Origin of the sequence: Lactiplantibacillus xiangfangensis (genome assembly GCF_001438845.1) — a bacterium.
Taxonomy (GTDB): Bacteria; Bacillota; Bacilli; order Lactobacillales; family Lactobacillaceae; genus Lactiplantibacillus; species Lactiplantibacillus xiangfangensis.
Map to the genome: position 1 here is coordinate 1 of NZ_JQCL01000011.1, position 19,643 is coordinate 19,643.

At 44.7% G+C, this 19,643-nt stretch carries 16 protein-coding genes; 2 read left to right on the forward strand and 14 right to left on the reverse strand.

Annotated features, from left to right (window positions below; genetic code table 11):
- Nucleotides 1–505 precede the first annotated feature (505 nt).
- Complete coding sequence (locus tag IV64_RS00875) at nt 506–2,614, reverse strand: LTA synthase family protein (RefSeq protein ID WP_057705275.1); 2,109 nt, start codon at nt 2,612–2,614, stop codon at nt 506–508.
- 153 nt (nt 2,615–2,767) lie between these two features.
- Entirely contained in the window at nt 2,768–3,004 is a 237-nt protein-coding gene (locus tag IV64_RS00880; protein ID WP_057705276.1) for a YkuJ family protein, read from the reverse strand.
- A gap of 191 nt (nt 3,005–3,195) precedes the next feature.
- Here IV64_RS00880 and IV64_RS00885 point away from each other — a divergent pair, with 191 nt between their 5' ends.
- Nucleotides 3,196–4,383 (forward strand): pyridoxal phosphate-dependent aminotransferase, encoded by a 1,188-nt coding sequence (locus tag IV64_RS00885; RefSeq protein ID WP_057705277.1) that lies wholly within the window; start codon nt 3,196–3,198, stop codon nt 4,381–4,383.
- Nucleotides 4,384–4,555: 172 nt separating this feature from the next.
- On the opposite strand, the gene IV64_RS00890 is transcribed toward IV64_RS00885, so the two are convergent.
- The 7 genes from IV64_RS00890 to IV64_RS00920 all read right to left on the reverse strand — a co-directional run bounded on the left by IV64_RS00890 (nt 4,556) and on the right by IV64_RS00920 (nt 11,753).
- The gene (locus IV64_RS00890; RefSeq protein ID WP_237757287.1) at nt 4,556–5,734 is read right to left on the reverse strand and encodes a D-alanyl-D-alanine carboxypeptidase family protein; all 1,179 of its coding nucleotides are present in this window, start codon (nt 5,732–5,734) and stop codon (nt 4,556–4,558) included.
- Nucleotides 5,735–5,892: 158 nt separating this feature from the next.
- Nucleotides 5,893–6,939: a lysylphosphatidylglycerol synthase transmembrane domain-containing protein gene (locus tag IV64_RS00895; protein ID WP_057705279.1), complete on the reverse strand. Its 1,047-nt coding sequence runs from the start codon at nt 6,937–6,939 to the stop codon at nt 5,893–5,895.
- Between the two features lie 2 nt (nt 6,940–6,941).
- The gene (locus IV64_RS00900; RefSeq protein WP_057705280.1) at nt 6,942–7,964 is read right to left on the reverse strand and encodes a glycosyltransferase family 4 protein; all 1,023 of its coding nucleotides are present in this window, start codon (nt 7,962–7,964) and stop codon (nt 6,942–6,944) included.
- A gap of 11 nt (nt 7,965–7,975) precedes the next feature.
- Nucleotides 7,976–9,154 carry a glycosyltransferase family 4 protein gene (locus IV64_RS00905; RefSeq protein ID WP_057705281.1) on the reverse strand — a complete coding sequence of 393 codons (1,179 nt, stop codon included), beginning with the start codon at nt 9,152–9,154 and terminating at the stop codon, nt 7,976–7,978.
- Between the two features lie 256 nt (nt 9,155–9,410).
- A complete protein-coding gene (gene ptsP / locus IV64_RS00910; RefSeq protein ID WP_057705282.1) occupies nt 9,411–11,141 on the reverse strand; it encodes a phosphoenolpyruvate--protein phosphotransferase in 1,731 nt (576 codons plus the stop codon).
- Nucleotides 11,141–11,407 (reverse strand): phosphocarrier protein HPr, encoded by a 267-nt coding sequence (locus tag IV64_RS00915; RefSeq protein WP_057705283.1) that lies wholly within the window; start codon nt 11,405–11,407, stop codon nt 11,141–11,143. Before IV64_RS00915 ends, ptsP begins: the two co-directional genes overlap by 1 nt.
- Before the next feature lie 148 nt (nt 11,408–11,555).
- On the reverse strand, nt 11,556–11,753 hold the full coding sequence (locus tag IV64_RS00920; RefSeq protein ID WP_057705284.1) for a hypothetical protein: 198 nt from the start codon (nt 11,751–11,753) through the stop codon (nt 11,556–11,558).
- A gap of 459 nt (nt 11,754–12,212) precedes the next feature.
- Here IV64_RS00920 and IV64_RS00925 point away from each other — a divergent pair, with 459 nt between their 5' ends.
- Nucleotides 12,213–14,441: an ATP-dependent Clp protease ATP-binding subunit gene (locus tag IV64_RS00925; protein WP_057705285.1), complete on the forward strand. Its 2,229-nt coding sequence runs from the start codon at nt 12,213–12,215 to the stop codon at nt 14,439–14,441.
- Between the two features lie 443 nt (nt 14,442–14,884).
- On the opposite strand, the gene IV64_RS00930 is transcribed toward IV64_RS00925, so the two are convergent.
- The 5 genes from IV64_RS00930 to IV64_RS00950 all read right to left on the reverse strand — a co-directional run bounded on the left by IV64_RS00930 (nt 14,885) and on the right by IV64_RS00950 (nt 19,641).
- Entirely contained in the window at nt 14,885–15,334 is a 450-nt protein-coding gene (locus IV64_RS00930; protein WP_057705286.1) for a hypothetical protein, read from the reverse strand.
- A 328-nt stretch (nt 15,335–15,662) separates the two neighbouring features.
- A complete protein-coding gene (locus IV64_RS00935) occupies nt 15,663–16,052 on the reverse strand; it encodes a MarR family winged helix-turn-helix transcriptional regulator (protein WP_057705287.1) in 390 nt (129 codons plus the stop codon).
- 488 nt (nt 16,053–16,540) lie between these two features.
- A complete protein-coding gene (locus IV64_RS00940) occupies nt 16,541–17,506 on the reverse strand; it encodes an ABC transporter ATP-binding protein (RefSeq protein ID WP_057705288.1) in 966 nt (321 codons plus the stop codon).
- Between the two features lie 6 nt (nt 17,507–17,512).
- On the reverse strand, nt 17,513–18,592 hold the full coding sequence (locus IV64_RS00945) for an ABC transporter ATP-binding protein (protein ID WP_057705289.1): 1,080 nt from the start codon (nt 18,590–18,592) through the stop codon (nt 17,513–17,515).
- A 14-nt stretch (nt 18,593–18,606) separates the two neighbouring features.
- A complete protein-coding gene (locus tag IV64_RS00950; RefSeq protein WP_057705290.1) occupies nt 18,607–19,641 on the reverse strand; it encodes an ABC transporter permease in 1,035 nt (344 codons plus the stop codon).
- Nucleotides 19,642–19,643: the final 2 nt, after the last annotated feature.

The following is a 19,643-nucleotide window of genomic DNA, read 5'->3' on the forward strand; positions in this document are numbered from 1 at the left end:
CAAGAGACCCTACACATTTGATTTGTCGAAACTTTGTTCAGTTTTCAAAGGTCTAAATCGTTAAGTTGATTACCTCAACACAACTATTAAAGTTTATCATCATCAGAAGAACATGTCAACAACTTTTTATAAATTATTTTGAATAAACATTCAATGTAATGGTTCACATCGCTCAATATATTCATAATAATGAGTATTGTTGCATGTCGTTCTTAACGACAAGAAATATAATATCAATAATCACGACCCGGGTCAAGCATTTTTTCTCAATTAATTTCAAAAAGATATCTTTGCTCGGGATTACCGCAACAGACTATATTTTACGGGGTTTCAACTTTAATTACAAGCAAAAATTTCAAGAAGTACTGATTTTTTCCATGCAGCCCAACCGCCACTCTTTTTACGACCTGATCAGCCGCAATCATCCCCCACCCTATAACGATATCACCCCAGACAAAAAGGACGACCGTGACCAACGTCACAATCGTCCTTTCCCATCTTATAACTATTTAGAACTCGAACTGTCGCTGGAACTATCACTTGAGCTAGAATCCGATAGTTCTGGTGCATCGGTCTTATAGAGGCTCTCAGAGGACTTACCCTTCCGCTTTTCAAGAAGGCTGGTCTTCTTCTGCTTCTGAACATCCTTTAATGACTCAAGCGTCTTATTGACCTTATAGCTGTAGTCGGCCTTATTGACCTTCTTAAAGCCCTTCGGTGTATAGAACCGCAGTAAGTCACCCTGAATAACTCGATCAGACAAAGAGAGTTCCGTCGTCACATGATTTTGCATCTGTTTAACGGCGTCCTTCTGCTTGGTCGTCATATCATCCAGTTTCTTACCCGTCTTCGTATCATAAACCGTACCACCGACCTTCGTGTAGGTTGGCGAGACGAAATCACCATTTCTAAAGGCGACCGTTTGATTATGCTGCTTAGACAACAGGTCCGTCCCAAATTGGATGTACCCCTTATTCTTGATCCCTAGTAGGTCGAAAATTGTTGGCAAGGCATCGATTTCACCACCATACGTGTGGTTAACACCACCCTCGATACCTTCGGAATGAATCATGAATGGTACCTTCTGGAATTGAGCCAAGTCAAAACTCGTGACCGACTTCTTCCCAAGTAACTGCGCAATTGCAGCCCGGTGGTTATTTGAAATCCCGTAATGGTCCCCATATAAGACAATCATACTGTTCTTATATAGGCCGGCCTTTTTCAGGTAACTGATAAATTCCGCAAAGGACTGATCCAGATAGTGCGCTGTTTGAACGTAACCATCCACGGTCGAATCACCAGTCGTCGTTTTATCAATCGTCTGGTTCTGCTTATCCAACGTATATGGATAATGGTTGGTCAACGTGATCAGCTTTGCGTAAAACGGCTGTGGTAACTGTTCGAGATACTTAACTGAGTCTTTGAAGAAAATCTTATCCTTCAAGCCATAGCCAACCGTGTAGTTAGCCTTCTCTTTATAGTAAGCAGAATAGAAGAAGTAATTATAGCCCCAAGACTTATAAGCGTTATCCCGATTCCAGAAACTTGCAACATCCCCATGGAACGCTGCCGTCGTATAGCCCTTTTGTGACAAAATTGCTGGCGCTGCCTGGAAGGTGTTGGAAGTCCCATACTGCGTCATCGCTGACCCGGTTGGTAACCCAAACAATGAGTTCTCCATCATCATTTCGGCATCCGACGTCTTCCCTTGGGCAACTTGGTGATAAAAGTTATCAAAACTAAGTGTGCTCTTATCATGGTAGAACTTGTTTAACGTTGGCGTAACTTCCTTACCGTCAACCTTATAATCAATTAAGAATTGCTGGAAGCTTTCCAAGTGAATCACGAAGACATTCTTTCCTTTGGCCTTGCCAAAGTACTTCACGTTATCTCCGGCCTGGTTCTTCTTCAGGTAGGCGAGCACACTCTTCATGTCGCTACTGCTTGCCTGTGCCCGGGTCGCACTCTCCTTTTCCGTCTGGTAAAAACTATAGCCAGCATAAGTATTTAATCCCAAATACTTAACGATATAGTTGTTATCGAACGTCCGCGTCAATAAATCTGAGCGGTCGTGTTCGGACATCCCTAAATCCACTGCGAACAACGCGACCCCAATCATGGTCAGTGTTGCCGCGTACCGTAGCTTAAATGGCCGCGGATCGATGCGAATAACCTTAAAGACTAACAGTAAAATCAGTAAGACGACATCTGCGTAGACCAGAAAGTCACTGGCGTGGATAATCTGACCCAAACTAGTTCCTAAGTTATTACTTGCCGCACCGGAACTCTTAATCACCCCGGCGGACATAAAGTCTGAAAACTCACGATAATATAAAATATTGGCAAATAACCAGGTCGTTTGTAAAGCGTCGATAATCATTATCAACCAATACTTCAAACGACCGCGGAAGTATAACGCAATCCCTAGGAGCACAATGGCCGTTGGAAATGGATTCAAGAGCAAAATGAACTCTTGAGTGGCCCCTTTGACCCCCAAGGTAAATTCGGTCTTATACGCGATATACGTCTTTAGCCAAAATAAGACCACGGTCAGAGTGAAAAAGCCAAGCGTTGTATTGACCTTCCCAACCGTGTTTTTCAAAAATTTGGGCATGGTAATTCTTCCTCCGTCATTACTATTAACAAATCCATATTATACCGGTTGGCTAGTGGTTAGCAATATCTTGAAGGTTTCTTCAAAAATTCTTCAACATTCAACACGGACATAATATGGATTATCGAAACGCTATCTAAATTGGGGGAAAGCCTAGTTGTCTGTTAATAAATCATATAATTCAATGGCAACTAGGTCGATGTTATCAAATTCAAAAGTTTGGTCTGGCTTGAATTCTTGTAACGTATAGGTCGAAGTTGCGGGATCATAAGCTACTTGCCCGCGTTCTACGCCTTCCTTTTCAAACCGCCGTGACTGTACTTCGGTGGTTTCAGCCGCACGCATGGCTTCTAATCGTTTGAGAATTGCTGATAGTTCAGATTTTTCCATTATACTAATCTCGCTCCTTACGTTTTGTTTTTATTCTAGCAAAAAAACCGAGTAATAACACGCTTTTTAAGCAGAAAGCCCTTTTTCATAGCAAATTTTTTACAATTACAATTATACCCCAACTAACTCCCGAGCCGGTGAGAAGTTGTGCTAAAATTAGAACAACTTATAAATTAAAAGGAGCGTCTGCTATGTCTCTATTCCGTGATGATTTAAACGATACGATTAGTCAGATCCAAGTTTCAACGATTCGTCAGTTCGACGAAGAAGTCAGTGCCATCCCTGACATGGTTAAATTAACCCTGGGCGAACCCGATTTCAACACCCCAGAACACGTCAAGGAAGCCGCTAAAAAAGCAATCGATGACAACTGGTCCCATTACACCGGTATGGCCGGTCTGCTAGACTTGCGGAAGGCAGCTGCTAACTTCCAAGCTAAGAAGTACGGCTTGCACTACGACGCTGAAGACCAAGTACTCGTGACGGTCGGTGCAACGGAAGCCATTGCCACCGCACTAACGACTATCTGTAATCCTGGCGACGCCATTATCGTGCCTTCACCAATCTTCCCAGCCTACATCCCAATTATCCAAGAAGCCCGGGCCACCCCACTCTTCATGGATACTGGCGTTAACGACTTCGTGATTACACCTAAGATGGTTGACGACTTCATTGCCGCCCATCCCGAAGCTAACTTCAAGGGCATTATCATGAACTACCCGAATAACCCAACCGGCGTAACTTACGTGGAAGATGAAATCAAGGCCTTGGCCGACTGTTTCAAACGCCATAACCTATGGGTCGTTTCTGACGAAGTGTACAGTGAACTTACTTACGGTAGCACTCACGTTTCCATCGCCCGCTTCATTCCTGATCAAGTTATTCTGATCAACGGCTTATCCAAGTCCCACGCTATGACTGGCTGGCGGATTGGTTTCCTATTTGCTTCTAAGGAAATGACGGCTCAAATGAAGAAGGTCCACCAGTATTACGTCACGGCCGCGACGACCATTGCGCAAAAAGCCGGGATTGAAGCCCTCACCAACGGTATGGACGACGCGATTCCAATGCGCGAACAATACCAACAACGGCGTGACTTCGTCTACAAGACAATGGAAGGCCTAGGCTTCAAGATTGCCCGCCCAACCGGTGCCTTTTACATCTTCGCCAAGATTCCCGCTGGCTACGAGCAAAACTCTATGGCCTTTTGTAAAGACCTCGCCCGTAAAAACCAACTTGCCATCATCCCAGGGACTGGTTTCGGTGAACAAGGCGAAGGCTACGTTCGCTTAAGCTACGCGGCTAGCATGGAAAAATTACAAAAAGCAATGGATCGCTTAACTGCTTATATCCAAAACCCAGCTAACAAAAAAGCTTAACTGATAACTAACACAAATTTGTGTTCAAACTAAAAAAGTCGTTCAGAAATATTAAAAAATTTCTGGACGACTTTTTTCTATTATTATGGCCGAAACGTGTGCCAAAAGACATTTTGCTCCGCTGATTCTACGTTAATGCTCACAAACCAACCGCCTTTCGGCACAGGCTTACCTATTCCGCGATGGCAAAAGCCGTATTCAAACGTAACTGGTTTGTTGGCTGTGCACTCGTCGCCCATTGTAACGGTCCTAGCAACGTTTTCGCTGCCGGTGTCTGATAGGCCACGGTATGAGTTTCTCCGGACTGTGGGTCGGTTAAATGTAGCTTCAGCACCGTCGTCTTTGCACCTAGGTAGTTCGGCTGTGTACGGTGTAGCGGCCACGTGGCTTCACGACGCACCGTATACGGGTGTTCCGTGTTCTCCCATAGCCGATTAGTCCCCTTAGCCACGAGACGAACAGTTGTTTTCGTCCCAGGAATTTGGTACTTAATCGTCTTAGGCGCCACATTTTGGTACCGTTCGCTGTCCTTTAACATCAACCGTAAGTTATTATTAGCCGTAAATTTCCAAGCGGCTCCTAAGGTCGTCGCAATCATCCGGCGTCCATTTTGCTTAAAGGTTGCTACTAAGCAAGCCCCCGCCTGGTTCGTATAACCCGTTTTTAGTCCATCAGCGGGCACCCGCGGATCGTAGAACTTCTGGCCCTTAATAATTTGAACGGACGTTGGGACGGTGTATTTATGAATCTTGACCTTACTTTGATCCGCCGTGGTAATCACATCCGGGAACTCATTGATCAAGTGCCGGGCAATCGTGGTAATCGCACGTGCTGAAACCATATTTTGCGCCTGTTCATCCGTTCCCTTTAAATTCAAGTGATAAGTCGTTAAATCAGTATTATCTAGTCCCGACGCGCTCACAAAATTAGCCGCGATGTTCCAGCGTTTGGACTGCGCGTTCATCATCGCAATGAACTTAGCGTTACTGCCCGCAACGTACTCGCCCAGTGCAATCGCCCCACTATTTGATGAACCAACTAGGGTCGCCTCAAACAATTCTTTGACCGTAAAGTGTTCCTTGGCCGGCATCGGCATAACCGATAGCGTGGCGCTGGTGGCCATCTTGCGAACTTCTTTTTGGATTGGCACCTGGTCATCCCATTTGATTTGTCCCTTTTTCAAAGCCTGTTCAACCAAATAAAGGGTCATTAACTTACTCAATGACGCAATTGGCAACTTTTCGTCCGCATTTTGTGCGTACACGGCCTGACCGGACTTCGCATCAATAATATAGGCCGCCTTGACCTTATCCGCTTTATTACTAGCTGCTTGGGCTGTTTGGCTGGACATCTGCCAGCCGCCTACGATCGCACACAGAACCATCAAGCCCCAAACTAGATGTCGTTTGCTTATCTTCAACATAAAACCTTCCTATCCTAAATTTTCCCAAAAAATACACGTGGGACAGTAGGCAGCGCTATCCGCTGAGCACTACTGTCCCACTATTTTTAATTTTTATTAGTAACCTCTTGATCCATCGGTATTTCCTCGGCCTTCTCCGGGCGCATCGCCATGGCGAACATCCCTAAGAACAATCCCAAGTAGTACGTCAAGATTCGCCAGATCAACATGGCCAAAATCAACTTACTGTGACTCGGAATAAACTTTGCAAATAGCTCGGTAAAACCAAATTCCGCACCACCAGCGCCACCTGGAATTGGAAACAACGACGTCACTAAGAAAATCAAGACGTTCAAACTCGTGACCATGATGACGTTAATCCCATGGTACCCCATTGCGCGCATGATAAAGTACGGAATCAAATAATAGAATAGCAGCTGGAAGAAAGTAAGCACACTCACCTCTATTAACATCCGCCAATCCTTCGTCATGCGCAAACTTTCTTCATAGAACGAATCGATTTTTTCATTAATGTTGTCCTGAAACTTTGCAAACCGGTCCGCCTTCATGAACCATCCCACGGGGATCAATACGATTCTGACCGCACGCTTCGTAAAGTTATACCAGTACATTACCAGTAGTAACCCGACAATCACGGCAAAGTGAATCAAGAAACCGAGTAACACGTACAATGATAAGTAACTTAATTTTTCAGCCAAATAATGAAACCCAATGAGCATCGCAAACAGGAAATTAAGCACAACCATCGCCTGAAAGACGACAAACTTCATCAAAGCGACCGAGCTCGCCCGGCCAGCGTCGATACCCGATTGCGCCATCACAAAGATCTGTGCGGGCTGCCCACCGGATGAAAATGGTGTGATGCCGTTAAACAACTGCTCCGCTAACGGAACGCGTAACGCACTGCGAAATGAATAGTTGCGATAACGGTGTCGAACAAATTTTTGCAATACAACGGCTTCTAAGCCGAAGTACAGGCCAATGCAGCCCAAGGCGACTAACAGCCACCACCAATTTAGCGTGACAATATCATTCATCAAATGGCTTAACTTCACGTTACGCAGTGAGTACCAGGAGATCCCAACACCCAGCGCAACCATCGCCAGCAGGGACCAGATATTTTTTCTTGTCATGGCTACCCCTCTTTTGCTTGTTGCAGATAAAAGTCATGCCAGATTTGGGCTAGGCGATCCTCCGAGTAATCTTGAGACGCTAAAACGGCCTTGTCATGTAAAAATTTCATGCCGGCTGGGTTATCCCGTAGCTGGTCGATTTGTTTCTGCATATCGTCAACGTCGGTAGCTGACTGATAATACCCATCAATAATGGCCCGGTACAGATCTAAATCCCGTAGCAACACGGGGGTGCCACAACTAAACGCTTCCAGGACTGACATTGGAAACAGCTCGTTATACGATGGCAACAAAAACAAATCCGCCATATTATAGTAGTCAACCAATTTTTCACGGTCAACGATCCCCGGAAACGACAAGTTCGCCGGTGGATTATCCACGACCTGCTTCAATTCTTGGTACCCGTCCGTAATCCGACCGAACGAAAAGCCCCCGGCCCATACAAATTGAATATCCGGGTTCCGTTTGGCTAGCTTAATAAAGTCCGGTACCCCTTTACGGTCCTGAATCTGGCCCGTCCCAAGAATCATGAACTTATCTTGGTCATAACCATATTGCTGCCGTAACTTCAACTGCTTGGCTTTAGTCATTTCGTAAAACTCACGCTTACTAACAAAATTCGGGATATAGGTCACGTCCGCCCGTTTGATATGGTAAGCTTCGAGTTTTGGAATAAAAGTCGGATTGACGACAACGATGTGGTCCATCCGCTTATAAAAGGAGATCAGGTAACGATTAAAAATCGCTTGAAACGGTCGCGGTAACTTCAAGCTACCTTCCAGCGTCTCTGGCAGAAAATGCACATAACCAATCTTTCGACCGCGGTTCGGCATGAACGTGGAGAGGTAAAACATTGGATTGACCGTGTGGTAGTGTGAAATCACAGAACGACCGTACCGGTTAACTTTAATGTTAAATTCGTCATGCCAGTGTGTCTGTAGCAACCGCATCAACTCCTGATACGCGCTGCCGACCCCCTGACCCTTGACTGAGTCAGCTTTCGAAAACATGGTAATGTTTAGCATAATTTGTCCCCTTAATTGCTGATGTTAGCCGACTTATCAGAAGTTTCAGAATAAGCCAGTTGAACATCCTGATAGTAATTGATGACTTGTTTACCAAAATACTCGGCTGAAATCTGATACAATTTCTTTTGCCGCGGTTTCGGGTCATCAAAGGTGTGTGGATGCTGCAAATACCGCACGACGTCCTTGATCAAGTGCGCCTCATCGGTAAACGTCGTCCCTAACGACGGGTCGTCTAATAACTGATCCGTATAAGGTCCGGACGCGACGACGGTTTTGAGCCCCGCTGCCATTGCTTCAATGTACGTTAACCCTTGTGACTCTGAGTGCGATGCGGAAACAAACAGGTCAGCCATCTGGTATAAATTGTAAACTTCATCGTTATCAATTTCCCCAGTAAACTGAACGTGCTCACTTAAATTGGCATCCTTCACTTGATTTTCTAGTGTTTCTCTGGCTGGGCCATCCCCAACGATTAGTAGTTGCGTCGTTGGGACCTGTTCAATGATGGCTGGTAATGCCGCGATAACTTCATGAATATTTTTCTCATACGCCAAGCGACTCAATGAGAGTAAGACTGGCGTATCAGGCGCGTACCCTAACTTCTTGCGGTAATCCGCTGTCGGAGCTTGCTCATACTGATTAATATCGATTCCAGTAGGAATAATTCGAATCGGCGCCTTCACGCCGTAACCTTTCAGGGTCTTAGAAACCCGGTGGCTCGGTGCCACGATGCCATTCAAATGGTAACAATAGGCCCGGGTTGCTTCCTTAACGTGGTACGGTTTCAATAACTTACCGTTTGCAATGTAGTGCAAATAGTCTTCATACATGGTGTGGTACGTATGCACACATGGAATTTTGAGTTGCTTAGCCACAAATTTTCCAATCATGCCCATCGAAAACTCAGTCTGGGTATGGACAATGTCTAAGCCCAGGTCTTTGGCGACCTGATAAGCTTTGAAAAGTCCGCGTACGGCGATTCGGCGGTCCGTAAACGAAACGAATGGAATGCTAGTAAATCGAAAAATATTACGTTCATAAATATTCTTATCAACATGGGGGTCCGTGGTCGTAAAGATGTAAACTTGATGACCAGCCCGCTCGAGTTGATTACGTAATACCTTGATCGACGTTGCGACCCCACTCACCTGTGGATAGTATGTATCTGTAAATATCCCGATGTTCACGTAGATTCTCCCCTTAATTACCGTTGATTTTAGAATTCATCCATCAAACCAACGTTGCTTCAAGCAAATCAATCTGCTTGAGCCATGACGATTGCGCTTCAATGCTTAATTATAACAATTATATTGGTTCGATATCAGAGTTGCAAATAATCTTAATATAAATTAAGGGTTCGTAACAGTCCTATGATATTTCTTAGAATAGTCAAAAAGGGCTCAACGGTGATTACACACCATTGAGCCCTTTAATTAACGTTAATTATTTGTTGAAGACGTTCTTTTCAACTAATTCCTTAACTTCTTCGTTAGTGACACATTCGTTAATGGCTTTGTCAGCTAACTTAGCCATTTCCTTAGTATCAATCTTCTTCATCAAGGAACGCGTCTTAAGAACGGAAGTTGAACTCATTGAGAATTCATCCAAACCTAAGCCCATTAATAATGGTACCGCAATTTGGTCCCCGGCAACTTCACCACACATACCAGTGAAGCGGCCGTTAGCGTGGGCAGCGTCAATGACGTGCTTGATCAAACGTAACAACGATGGGTTGTATGGTTGATACAAGTACGAAACGTGTTCGTTACCACGGTCCGCAGCGAATGAGTATTGAATCAAGTCGTTGGTCCCAATACTAAAGAAGTCAACTTCCTTAGCAAATTGGTCAGCCAAAATGGCAGCGGCTGGAATTTCAATCATGATACCAAGTTTGATATCATCAGCGACCGGTGTCCCGGCCTTAACCAACTTCGCTTTTTCTTCTTCAAAAATACTCTTAGCTTTACGGAATTCGTCCAAGGTTGCGATCATTGGGAACATAATCCGCAATTGACCGTAATGTGACGCACGTAACAAGGCCCGTAATTGGGTCCGGAAAATGTCGTCACGATCAAGTGAAATCCGGATAGCCCGGTAACCCAAGAATGGGTTCATTTCATCAGGAAGTGGCAAGTATGGCAAATGCTTGTCCCCACCGATATCCATGGTCCGAACAATCACTGGTTTACCCTTCATCCCTTCGACAACCTTCTTGTAGGCTTCGAATTGGGTATCTTCATCAGGTAATTCTGCACTGTTCATGTACAAGAATTCTGACCGGAACAAACCAATGGCTTCAGAGCCCGCATCCAAGACACCGTCCATATCGTCAGGTGTCCCAATGTTTGAAGCTAATTCGAAGTGCTTGCCGTCTTTAGAAACGGTTGCTTCGTTCTTTAACTTCGCCCATTCAGCTTTTTGGGCAACGAAATCTTTAGCTTGTTGTTGGTAGTCTTTGATTTCAGCATCGGTTGGCTTCAATAAAGCAGAACCATTGATACCATCTAAGACCAGCGTATCGCCAGCCTTGATATCAGTGGTAGCCGTTTCAGAACCAACGACCGCTGGAATTTCAAGGGTCCGTGACATGATGGCAGAGTGACTAGTCCGACCACCAATGTCAGTAATAAACCCTTTGACGTACTTACGATCAAGTTGAGCCGTATCACTAGGGGTTAAGTCGTGGGCAACCACGATCACTTCTGAGTTGATCAAGGCTGGACTTGGTAAGGTTACCCCTAACAAGTGACTCAAGACCCGCTTAGTCACGTCGCGAATGTCGCCAGCACGTTCCTGCATATATGCATTATCCGTCATTGCTTCGAACATTGAAATGAAAGTATCAGTAACTTCCTTCAACGCTTCTTCGGCATTGACTTTATCATCCTTGATCTTACCTTCAATTTGTCCCAACATTTCAGGGTCAGATAAAATCGTGATATGAGCTTCAAAAACTTCCGCTTCTTCTTCGCCCAAGTTTTCTACCGCTTTGTCTTTGATGACTTTTAATTCGGCCTTGGAAGCATCAAAAGCGTCATGTAACCGTTTGACTTCGGCTTCAGTATTAGCAACCGTTGTCTTTTCGAATGACAAATCTGGATCAACTAGCATATAGGCCTTAGCAATTGCAATACCATCACTGGCAGCAATTCCTTTTAGTACCTTTTCAGCCATTATTCAGATAAGCCTTCTTTCTTCATAGTTTCAGCTAATGCTGCAATAGCGTCGGCTTCGTCGGCACCTTCAGCAGAAATAGTCACGTCGGCGTCTTTACCAACACCAAGTGACATAACGCCCATGATGGACTTTAAGTTAACTGACTTGTCTTGGTACTGCAACGTAATTTCTGAATTGAACTTACTTGCTGATTGTACCAATAAGGTTGCGGGACGTGCGTGGATACCTGTGTCTGCGATTACGTGAAATTCTTTCTTTTCCATAACTATTCGATCTCCTTCAAAGATGTAGAGTTTAAAATTGGCCCGAGTCAATTCGAGTTGCCGCCAACACGTGTACTCAAGAGCCCTTACTAATGATGATAGCAATTATCCAAATAAAATACAAGCCCTTTCATTCAAGCTAATCCTATTATTTAGATGGCTTGTCATCACTCTCAAAATGGTAAATAACTTGTCCGTCTAGGCCTGCCATGCCGATAATCCGTTTACGGTATTCATAATTCATATAGGCATCATGAAATACCATGAAGTTTTCGGGCTCAACGCTAAACGACTCGCGCTGCCCGGTCCGTAAATCTTCCATCAACTGCGTGTAATCCGTGGCCAAAAAATTCATCTCCCTCAGTTACCAGCTATTTTCCTAAGTTAACCGCCTAGTTGAGCTAACCCATGCCGCATTGTGACCCGTGTCCCCTTGCTTAACATCAAGACTGGTCAGTCCTTTGACATGCAAAAATAACACTTTGTACTATAATATAGTCAGATAACGCAAGAATGTCTTTTCTGACTAGGTTTTTAATATACAACGAATCCCCTAGTGAGACAAGATATCCGTTGCAGTCATCAAGATTTCGGAAATAATTGAACCAGATTAAGACGGCATGATTCTGCTTACATTGCGATGCCAGCGTCCTGTTTTGAAGCTGAGACTTTTAACTTGCAACGGTCAGTAAAATCGCTATACTAATAGTCAAAGGTCAACAAAGGTCAAACAATCTTTGAACCTTTAACTATAATCTTAATCGATTTAGTTATATTTCTGATGCGAAAGGTGTGTGACAGCATAATGCTTTGTGACAATTGCCATAAGAACGAAGCGACGATTCATCTTTATACGAACGTCAACGGTCAGCGGCGACAAATCAACCTTTGTCAAAATTGCTATCAACTGCTAAAGAATCAGGAACAGCAACCAAATAACGGAGTTGGAGGTACTGATATGGCACAAGATCCATTTGGTTTTGGTGGACTTGACGATATCTTCCGTGCAATGCAAGGTGGCGGCGTCAATCCTGACGAAGCCTACCGGCAGCAGCAACAGACCCCACCGACCCAACCAGCTGGTCCTAATGGCGGCAATCGCCGTGGTAATAACAACGGCGGCGGCCTCCTCGGTCAATACGGCTATAACTTGACGGCTCAAGCCAAGCAAGGCAAGATTGACCCGGTCATTGGTCGGGATAACGAAATCAACCGCGTCATCGAAATTTTAAACCGGCGGACTAAGAATAATCCGGTTTTGATTGGTGAAGCTGGGGTTGGTAAAACGGCGGTCGTGGAAGGCTTAGCGCAGAAGATTGTTTCTGGTCAAGTTCCGCAAAAACTGTTAAATAAAGAAATCATTCGTTTAGACGTCGCTTCCCTAGTCCAAGGAACTGGGATCCGTGGTCAATTCGAACAGCGGATGCAACAATTAATGAAGGAAGTTCAATCGAACCCGAACATCGTCCTCTTCATTGACGAAATCCATGAAATCATGGGTGCCGGCAATGCTGAAGGCGGGATGGACGCTGGTAATGTCTTAAAACCAGCGTTAGCCCGGGGCGATTTCCAATTAGTTGGTGCAACTACTTTAAATGAATATCGCGACATTGAAAAAGACGCTGCCCTTGCCCGCCGGTTCCAACCGGTTACGGTCAATGAGCCTAGCGTTGAGGAATCCGTTAAGATTTTACAAGGGATTCAAAAGAAATACGAAGACTACCATCACGTTAGCTACACGGCTGATGCGATCGTAGCGGCCGTTAAATTGTCGAACCGCTACATTCAAGATCGGTTCTTACCAGACAAAGCCATCGACTTGCTCGATGAAGCTGGGTCACGTAAGAACTTGACCTTAAAGACGGTCGACCCTAAGACGATTCAAGAAAAAATCGACGCGGCTGAACAGCAAAAGCAGGACGCCTTGAAGAAGGAAGACTACGAAAAAGCTGCCTACTACCGTGACCAAGTGGCTAAGTTGGAAAAAGCTAAGCCCGATGAAGATGGCGATTCGCAATCAGCTGACACCGCAACGGTAACGGTCAAAGATATGGAACAAATCGTCGAAGAAAAGACTAACATCCCCGTTGGCGACTTACAGGCTAAGGAACAAGCTCAAATGAAGACCTTAGCACCCGACCTTGAAAGTCACGTCATTGGACAGGACAAGGCCGTTGAAGCCGTTGCTCGTGCCATTCGGCGTAACCGGATTGGATTGAACGGTACTGGTCGTCCAATCGGCTCGTTCATGTTTGTCGGTCCAACCGGGGTTGGTAAGACAGAATTGGCTAAGCAATTAGCCGAAGAACTCTTTGGCTCGGAAGATGCGATGATTCGCTTTGACATGAGTGAATACATGGAACCACATTCAGTGGCTAAATTGATTGGTTCACCGCCTGGCTACGTTGGCTATGAAGAAGCTGGCCAGTTGACTGAACAAGTTCGGCGTCACCCATACAGCCTAGTGCTGTTGGATGAAATCGAAAAAGCCCACCCAGACGTCATGCACATGTTCCTGCAAATCTTGGACGATGGTCGTTTGACTGATTCACAAGGTCGGACCGTCAGTTTCAAAGATACCATCATCATCATGACTTCTAACGCGGGTACTGGCGATACTGGTGAAGCTAACGTCGGTTTTGGTGCGGCTGCCGCGGGTAAGACCCACGACATCACTAGCCGCTTAACCGACTACTTCAAGCCAGAATTCTTGAACCGTTTCGATGACATTATCCAATTCAACGCCCTTTCTAAGGAAAACTTGATGAAGATCGTGGCATTGATGATCGATGACGTTAACAAGATGTTGGCTAACCAAGGCCTCCACGTTCACGTTACCGAACCAGTCGAAGAAAAGCTTGTCGATCTAGGCTACAATCCACAAATGGGTGCTCGGCCGTTACGGCGGGTCATTCAAGAGCAGATTGAGGACCGGATTGCGGACTTCTACCTCGACCACAGTGACGCTAAAAACATGGTTGCCAAAGTTGAAGACGGTAAGATTGTCCTCGCAGCGGAAACTAAAGAAGACTAAATTTTATGAGCGTGTGCCAGACAGTCATGTACTGTCGCACACCCCGGAAAATGAAAACGACGGCCACTAACCTTTCGATGATAAACTATCATTGAAGGATTAGTGGTCGTCGTTTTGTCCTAAACTCTGAAAAGAAGTCTGAGGCAAAATTCAAAACCTGTTCAGAAGTATCAAACATTTCTGAACAGGTTTTCCTATTGTTATGGTCGAAAAGTGTGACAAAAGGCGATTTGTTCCGCTTTTAATTGAACATTCCCCCAAAATTTATTGCTGTTTTTTCAATTCTTCACTCACATTAATTGTAGGCAATAAGAACCCTGGATACTCGTTAGAAGCCATCGTCAAATTTGACTTCAAAGACAAACTATAACCATCATCTGTCTCATTACTGTAATTCAATCCCGTACTCCAAACCAATTCAGTTTCTAAGGAGATTTTGCTCGCTATTTTTTCATTTCATCAGGTTTATGCAAATCAGGTAGCTTTTTATGAATGTCGAAATAATCTCTCAACATCTTCAAAAGATTTTCTTGTTGGGGCGTTTGTACCCGTAGATTATTTGTCAGCTGTGATAAGGTCGAAAGACCAAGATTTGTATAATCTGAAAAGCTACGTAAAGTATGCCCCGATAAATCTATCAACTCTTTTATTTGCTCTGGAGATAGGTAACCTTTAACTTGTCTGTATGCAATAAAATCTAGTCTGTTATTAGCGGTAGGATCATCAAAGTCCGACCATAATTCGCCGTCCTCATCCTTCCAATAATAATGCATCACATACAAGTCATCGCGGTCTTTCACTCGAACTTTTTTCAGTTTGCTCACACCGGTATACCATTCTTCACTTTCGTACTCCTCATTATAGAATTTCTTTCTTGCATTCACTTTAATCAAAAAAGCACCTCCACTAGATCAAATCGCAGACAAGTTCTTTAAAAGTTCCGAAACTCTTGCACATATTAAAAATAGTGGCAACTTAGCATTACATCAAGCAACAGCACTTATTCGACGCAACATGTGTCATATTCCTTAAACCCAACCTTAAAGGATGTACACCGGCATCACTATTCTAGTCACCAGCCCAACCCATTTTTTGTTTCCTACCGGATTTGACTTAGCTCATGATTATCATTCCAAAGCTAATAACTAATGTAAAAAAGACTTTACATAACGACGATGGCCGTTACATAAAGTCTTTTTTGAGTCCCTACCCTACTGCTAATTAAACTTGCAGGGTGTTCAGTCGATCCGCTAAATTTTGTGCGGGCTTGGTTGAAAGTGATGCTTCTAATTGGTTATCAACCTTTTCCATCCACTCGTCACCCTTCGGCGTTAACGTTAAGACCCGTAGTCGCCGATCATGTTGAAGTGGCTGGCTACTTAACCAGCCATTGTCAATTAGGGTACCGATGTTTTGGGCCAAAGAAGCTTTGGCTACGGTTAAAGCAGTCGCAACTTCTCCGATTTGGACACCCGGGTGCTGCTGAACGTAAACTAGGATTCGTAGTTCATTGAGCTTCAGCCCGGTCGTCGTTGCCCATCTACTGGTCAAGCGCTTTAAATCCCGTTCTAAATGCATAATGTCTAAGACGTAGCTAATTGGTTGTTGCATACGAATACATCCTTTCTATCAAAATTATTAAGAGTTTTTAGCAAATGATTCGTTCCAGTCCGTTTGTCGTCCTCAGCAAACAGTACGGATACGGTCCACAGTTAAAAATGGTGTTACCGTTGGCCATTTAACGACTAACTAAATCAATTATTTAAACAAAGCATTTTACCAGTTTATCAGCATAATTAACAAATTCAGCTAATAAATTTATTATCACACAATAATAATATTTATACAATTAACTTTTACCACTAGTCAGCATTTAGTTTAAATAATTTTACCTAGCTCCGAAAAAAATCAAAAAGCCATCCAGAAATACAACTATTTCTGAATGACTTTCCTTATTACTATGGTCGAAACGTGTGCCAAAAGGCGATTTGTTCCGCTTAACCCAAAATCAGCGACCATTCCAAACCCAGGAATAATCGCTGATTTTACGTTAATGCTCACAAACTGACCGCCTTTTGCCGCACTCTCATTTGATTTTGTTATTCTGAAAATTCTGTCACCAATCCAGCATCAATCGCACGCTGGGTGTACATTGCAACTTCATCTTCACTAGCACGAACAAAGTGGCCTGGTGCAATCTCGACCATGCGCCGCTTCTTATCGTCCTTTTCCCGTGATTCATCATAAGCAACCTGTTTCCGGTTCCGTTCAAACTCTGGATCTGGAACGGGAACCGCCGAAATCAAGCTCTTAGTGTAAGCATGTAACGGGTGGTTGTAAACTTCATCCGCTGGGCCGATTTCCAAGATTTTCCCGTAGTGCATAACCCCGATCCGATCACTGATGTACTTAACCATCGACAAATCATGCGCGATGAATAAATAAGTCAGGTTCTGCTTAACTTGTAATTCCTTCATCAAGTTAACGACTTGGGCTTGAATGGAAACGTCCAACGCGGAGATGGGTTCGTCAGCAATGATAAACCGTGGTTCCACAGCCAATGCCCGGGCAATCCCGATCCGTTGCCGTTGTCCACCGGAGAATTCATGCGGGTAACGACTGGAATGGTCCTTGTTCAACCCAACCGTTTCAAGTAAGTCTTCGACCTGCTTGGTCCGATCAGCGTCATCCTTAGCCAAACCGTGAATGTCGATTCCTTCGGCCACAATATCTTTGACCTTCATCCGAGGGTTTAATGATGCATAGGGATCTTGGAAAATCATTTGAATTTCACGCCGAAATTCATGCATTTCCTTTTTGGTATGCAACTTGGAAACGTCCTTACCGTTAAAGATAATTGTACCGTCGGTTGGTTCATACAAATGGATAATTGAGCGGCCCGTCGTCGTCTTACCGGAACCAGATTCACCAACTAGCCCAAACGTTTCACCTTCATAAATATCAAAGGAGACATCGTCAACGGCCCGGACTTCATCTTTTTTACCAACATTAAAGTATTGCTTTAAATGTTGGACTTCTAGAATTTTTTTACGTTCATCAGGCATACGCTCTTACTCCTTTGATGCGGTGTGTGCAAATGGTGCTTCTGGTTTCTGCATCTCCGCGAACTTCTTTTGTCGCCGCACAATTTCAGCAGGCGGTGTCACTTTCGGTGCGTCTGGATGTAATAACCATGTCGCCGCGTAGTGGGTGTCAGACACCTTAAAGAACGGTGGCTGCTTTTCGGTATCAATCTTCATCGCATAATCACTCCGGGCAGCGAACGCGTCCCCTGTCGGTGGATCAAGCAAATCGGGTGGTGTCCCTGGAATCGCCCGCAATGAGCCACTAGCCGTATCCAAAGTCGGCATTGAGTTCAGCAGTCCCCAAGTATAGGGATGTTGCGGGTTGAAGAAGATTTCATCAACCGTCCCGTATTCCACGATTTTACCAGCGTACATTACTGCGACCCGGTCAGCCATTCCGGCAACCACGCCCAAGTCATGGGTGATAAAAATAATCGAGGTATCGATTCGGTTTTGCAAGTCCTTCATGAGGTCCAAAATTTGGGCTTGAATCGTCACGTCCAACGCAGTGGTTGGTTCGTCAGCAATCAAGACTTCTGGGTAGCAGACCAGCGCGATCGCAATCACGATCCGTTGACGCATCCCACCTGAAAATTGATAAGGATAATCGTTGATCCGGGCTTCCGGATCGGTAATTCCAACCAGTTTTAACATTTCCAAAGCCTGAGCAACGGCTTCTTTTTTCTTTAACCCCTTATGTTTCATCAACGGTTCGGCGATTTGCATCCCAATCCGCATTGTTGGGTCCAAGGACGTCATCGGGTCTTGGAAAATCATTGCGATATCTTTCCCCCGAATATGCTGCATGTCCTTTTCAGACTTTTTAATGATGTCTTCACCGTGAAACATAATGGAACCTTTTTTAATTTCAGCGTTTGGCGCTAGCAACCCCATTAATGACCGGGTCGTTACGGATTTACCGGACCCCGATTCACCAACGATGGCTAAGGTTTCACCTTTACGTAAATCAAAACTGACGTCACGGATGGCTTTAACTTCCCCCGCGTAAGTGTGGAAATCAATTTCCAAGTTCCGTACTTCAATCACATTTTCTGGATTTTCCATTATTTTCCACCCTCCTATCGTTTCGACTTCGGATCAAACGCATCGCGCATCCCATCACCGAGTAAGTTGAATGCGAGCATCAAGATAATCAAGACGATGGCTGGATACCACATTTGATATGGTAAGAATTGGAAGTTCTTTTGCCCATCAGAGATCAACGTCCCTAATGAAGCTTGTGGTGAACTGATCCCAATCCCGATATAACTCAAGAACGCTTCGAAGAAGATCGCACTTGGAATCGTGAACATCGTTTGAATAATGATGACACTCGATAAGTTTGGTAACAAGTGTTTCCACGCAATTTTTGGTGCTGATTCGCCCAGTGTCCGGGCAGCTAAAATAAAGTCTTGGTTTTTCAATTGTAACGTTTGGGCACGCGTCAACCGGGCCATGGTGGTCCAACCCGTGATGGCAATGGCTGCAATGATCGAAGCCATCCCCGTCTTAGTAAAGGCTGTCGCCATCAAGACCATGACAACTAATTGTGGGATGGACGAGAGGATTTCGATCACACGTTGCATGAACAAATCGACTCGCCCACCTTTCCAACCGGATAGTATCCCAAACCCGACCCCAATGGTCAAGTCAATCAAGGTGGCAATCAACGCAATTTCTAGTGAGATTCTCGTCCCGTACATGATCCGGGCCAATAAATCCCGACCAAGGTAGTCCGTTCCTAAAATATAATGAACGTCCTTACCGGCACCAGCAGCTGCGTACACATCCACGTCTTTACCGGATTGATTCAAATGCCCGTTCAGGCCGTGAAGACCAACACCCGGAATCTTAGGTGGTAAGTTGGCATACTTCGGTTCTTGCGCATTCGGGTCATGGTGATAAACGGCTTGACCCCCAAAGGCAATCAAGAACATTAAGACCAAGACGATAAAACTGGTAAACGCGGTTTTATTAGATTTTAAACGACGCCAAACGTCTTGACCGAAAGTCAGAGACGGTGCCGCAATGCGTTCATTGTCGGGACCGGCTGTTTTATCCAACGGCTCGAAGTCGCCGGGTTTGATTTCGATATCTTTTAGATTATCTGCCATTA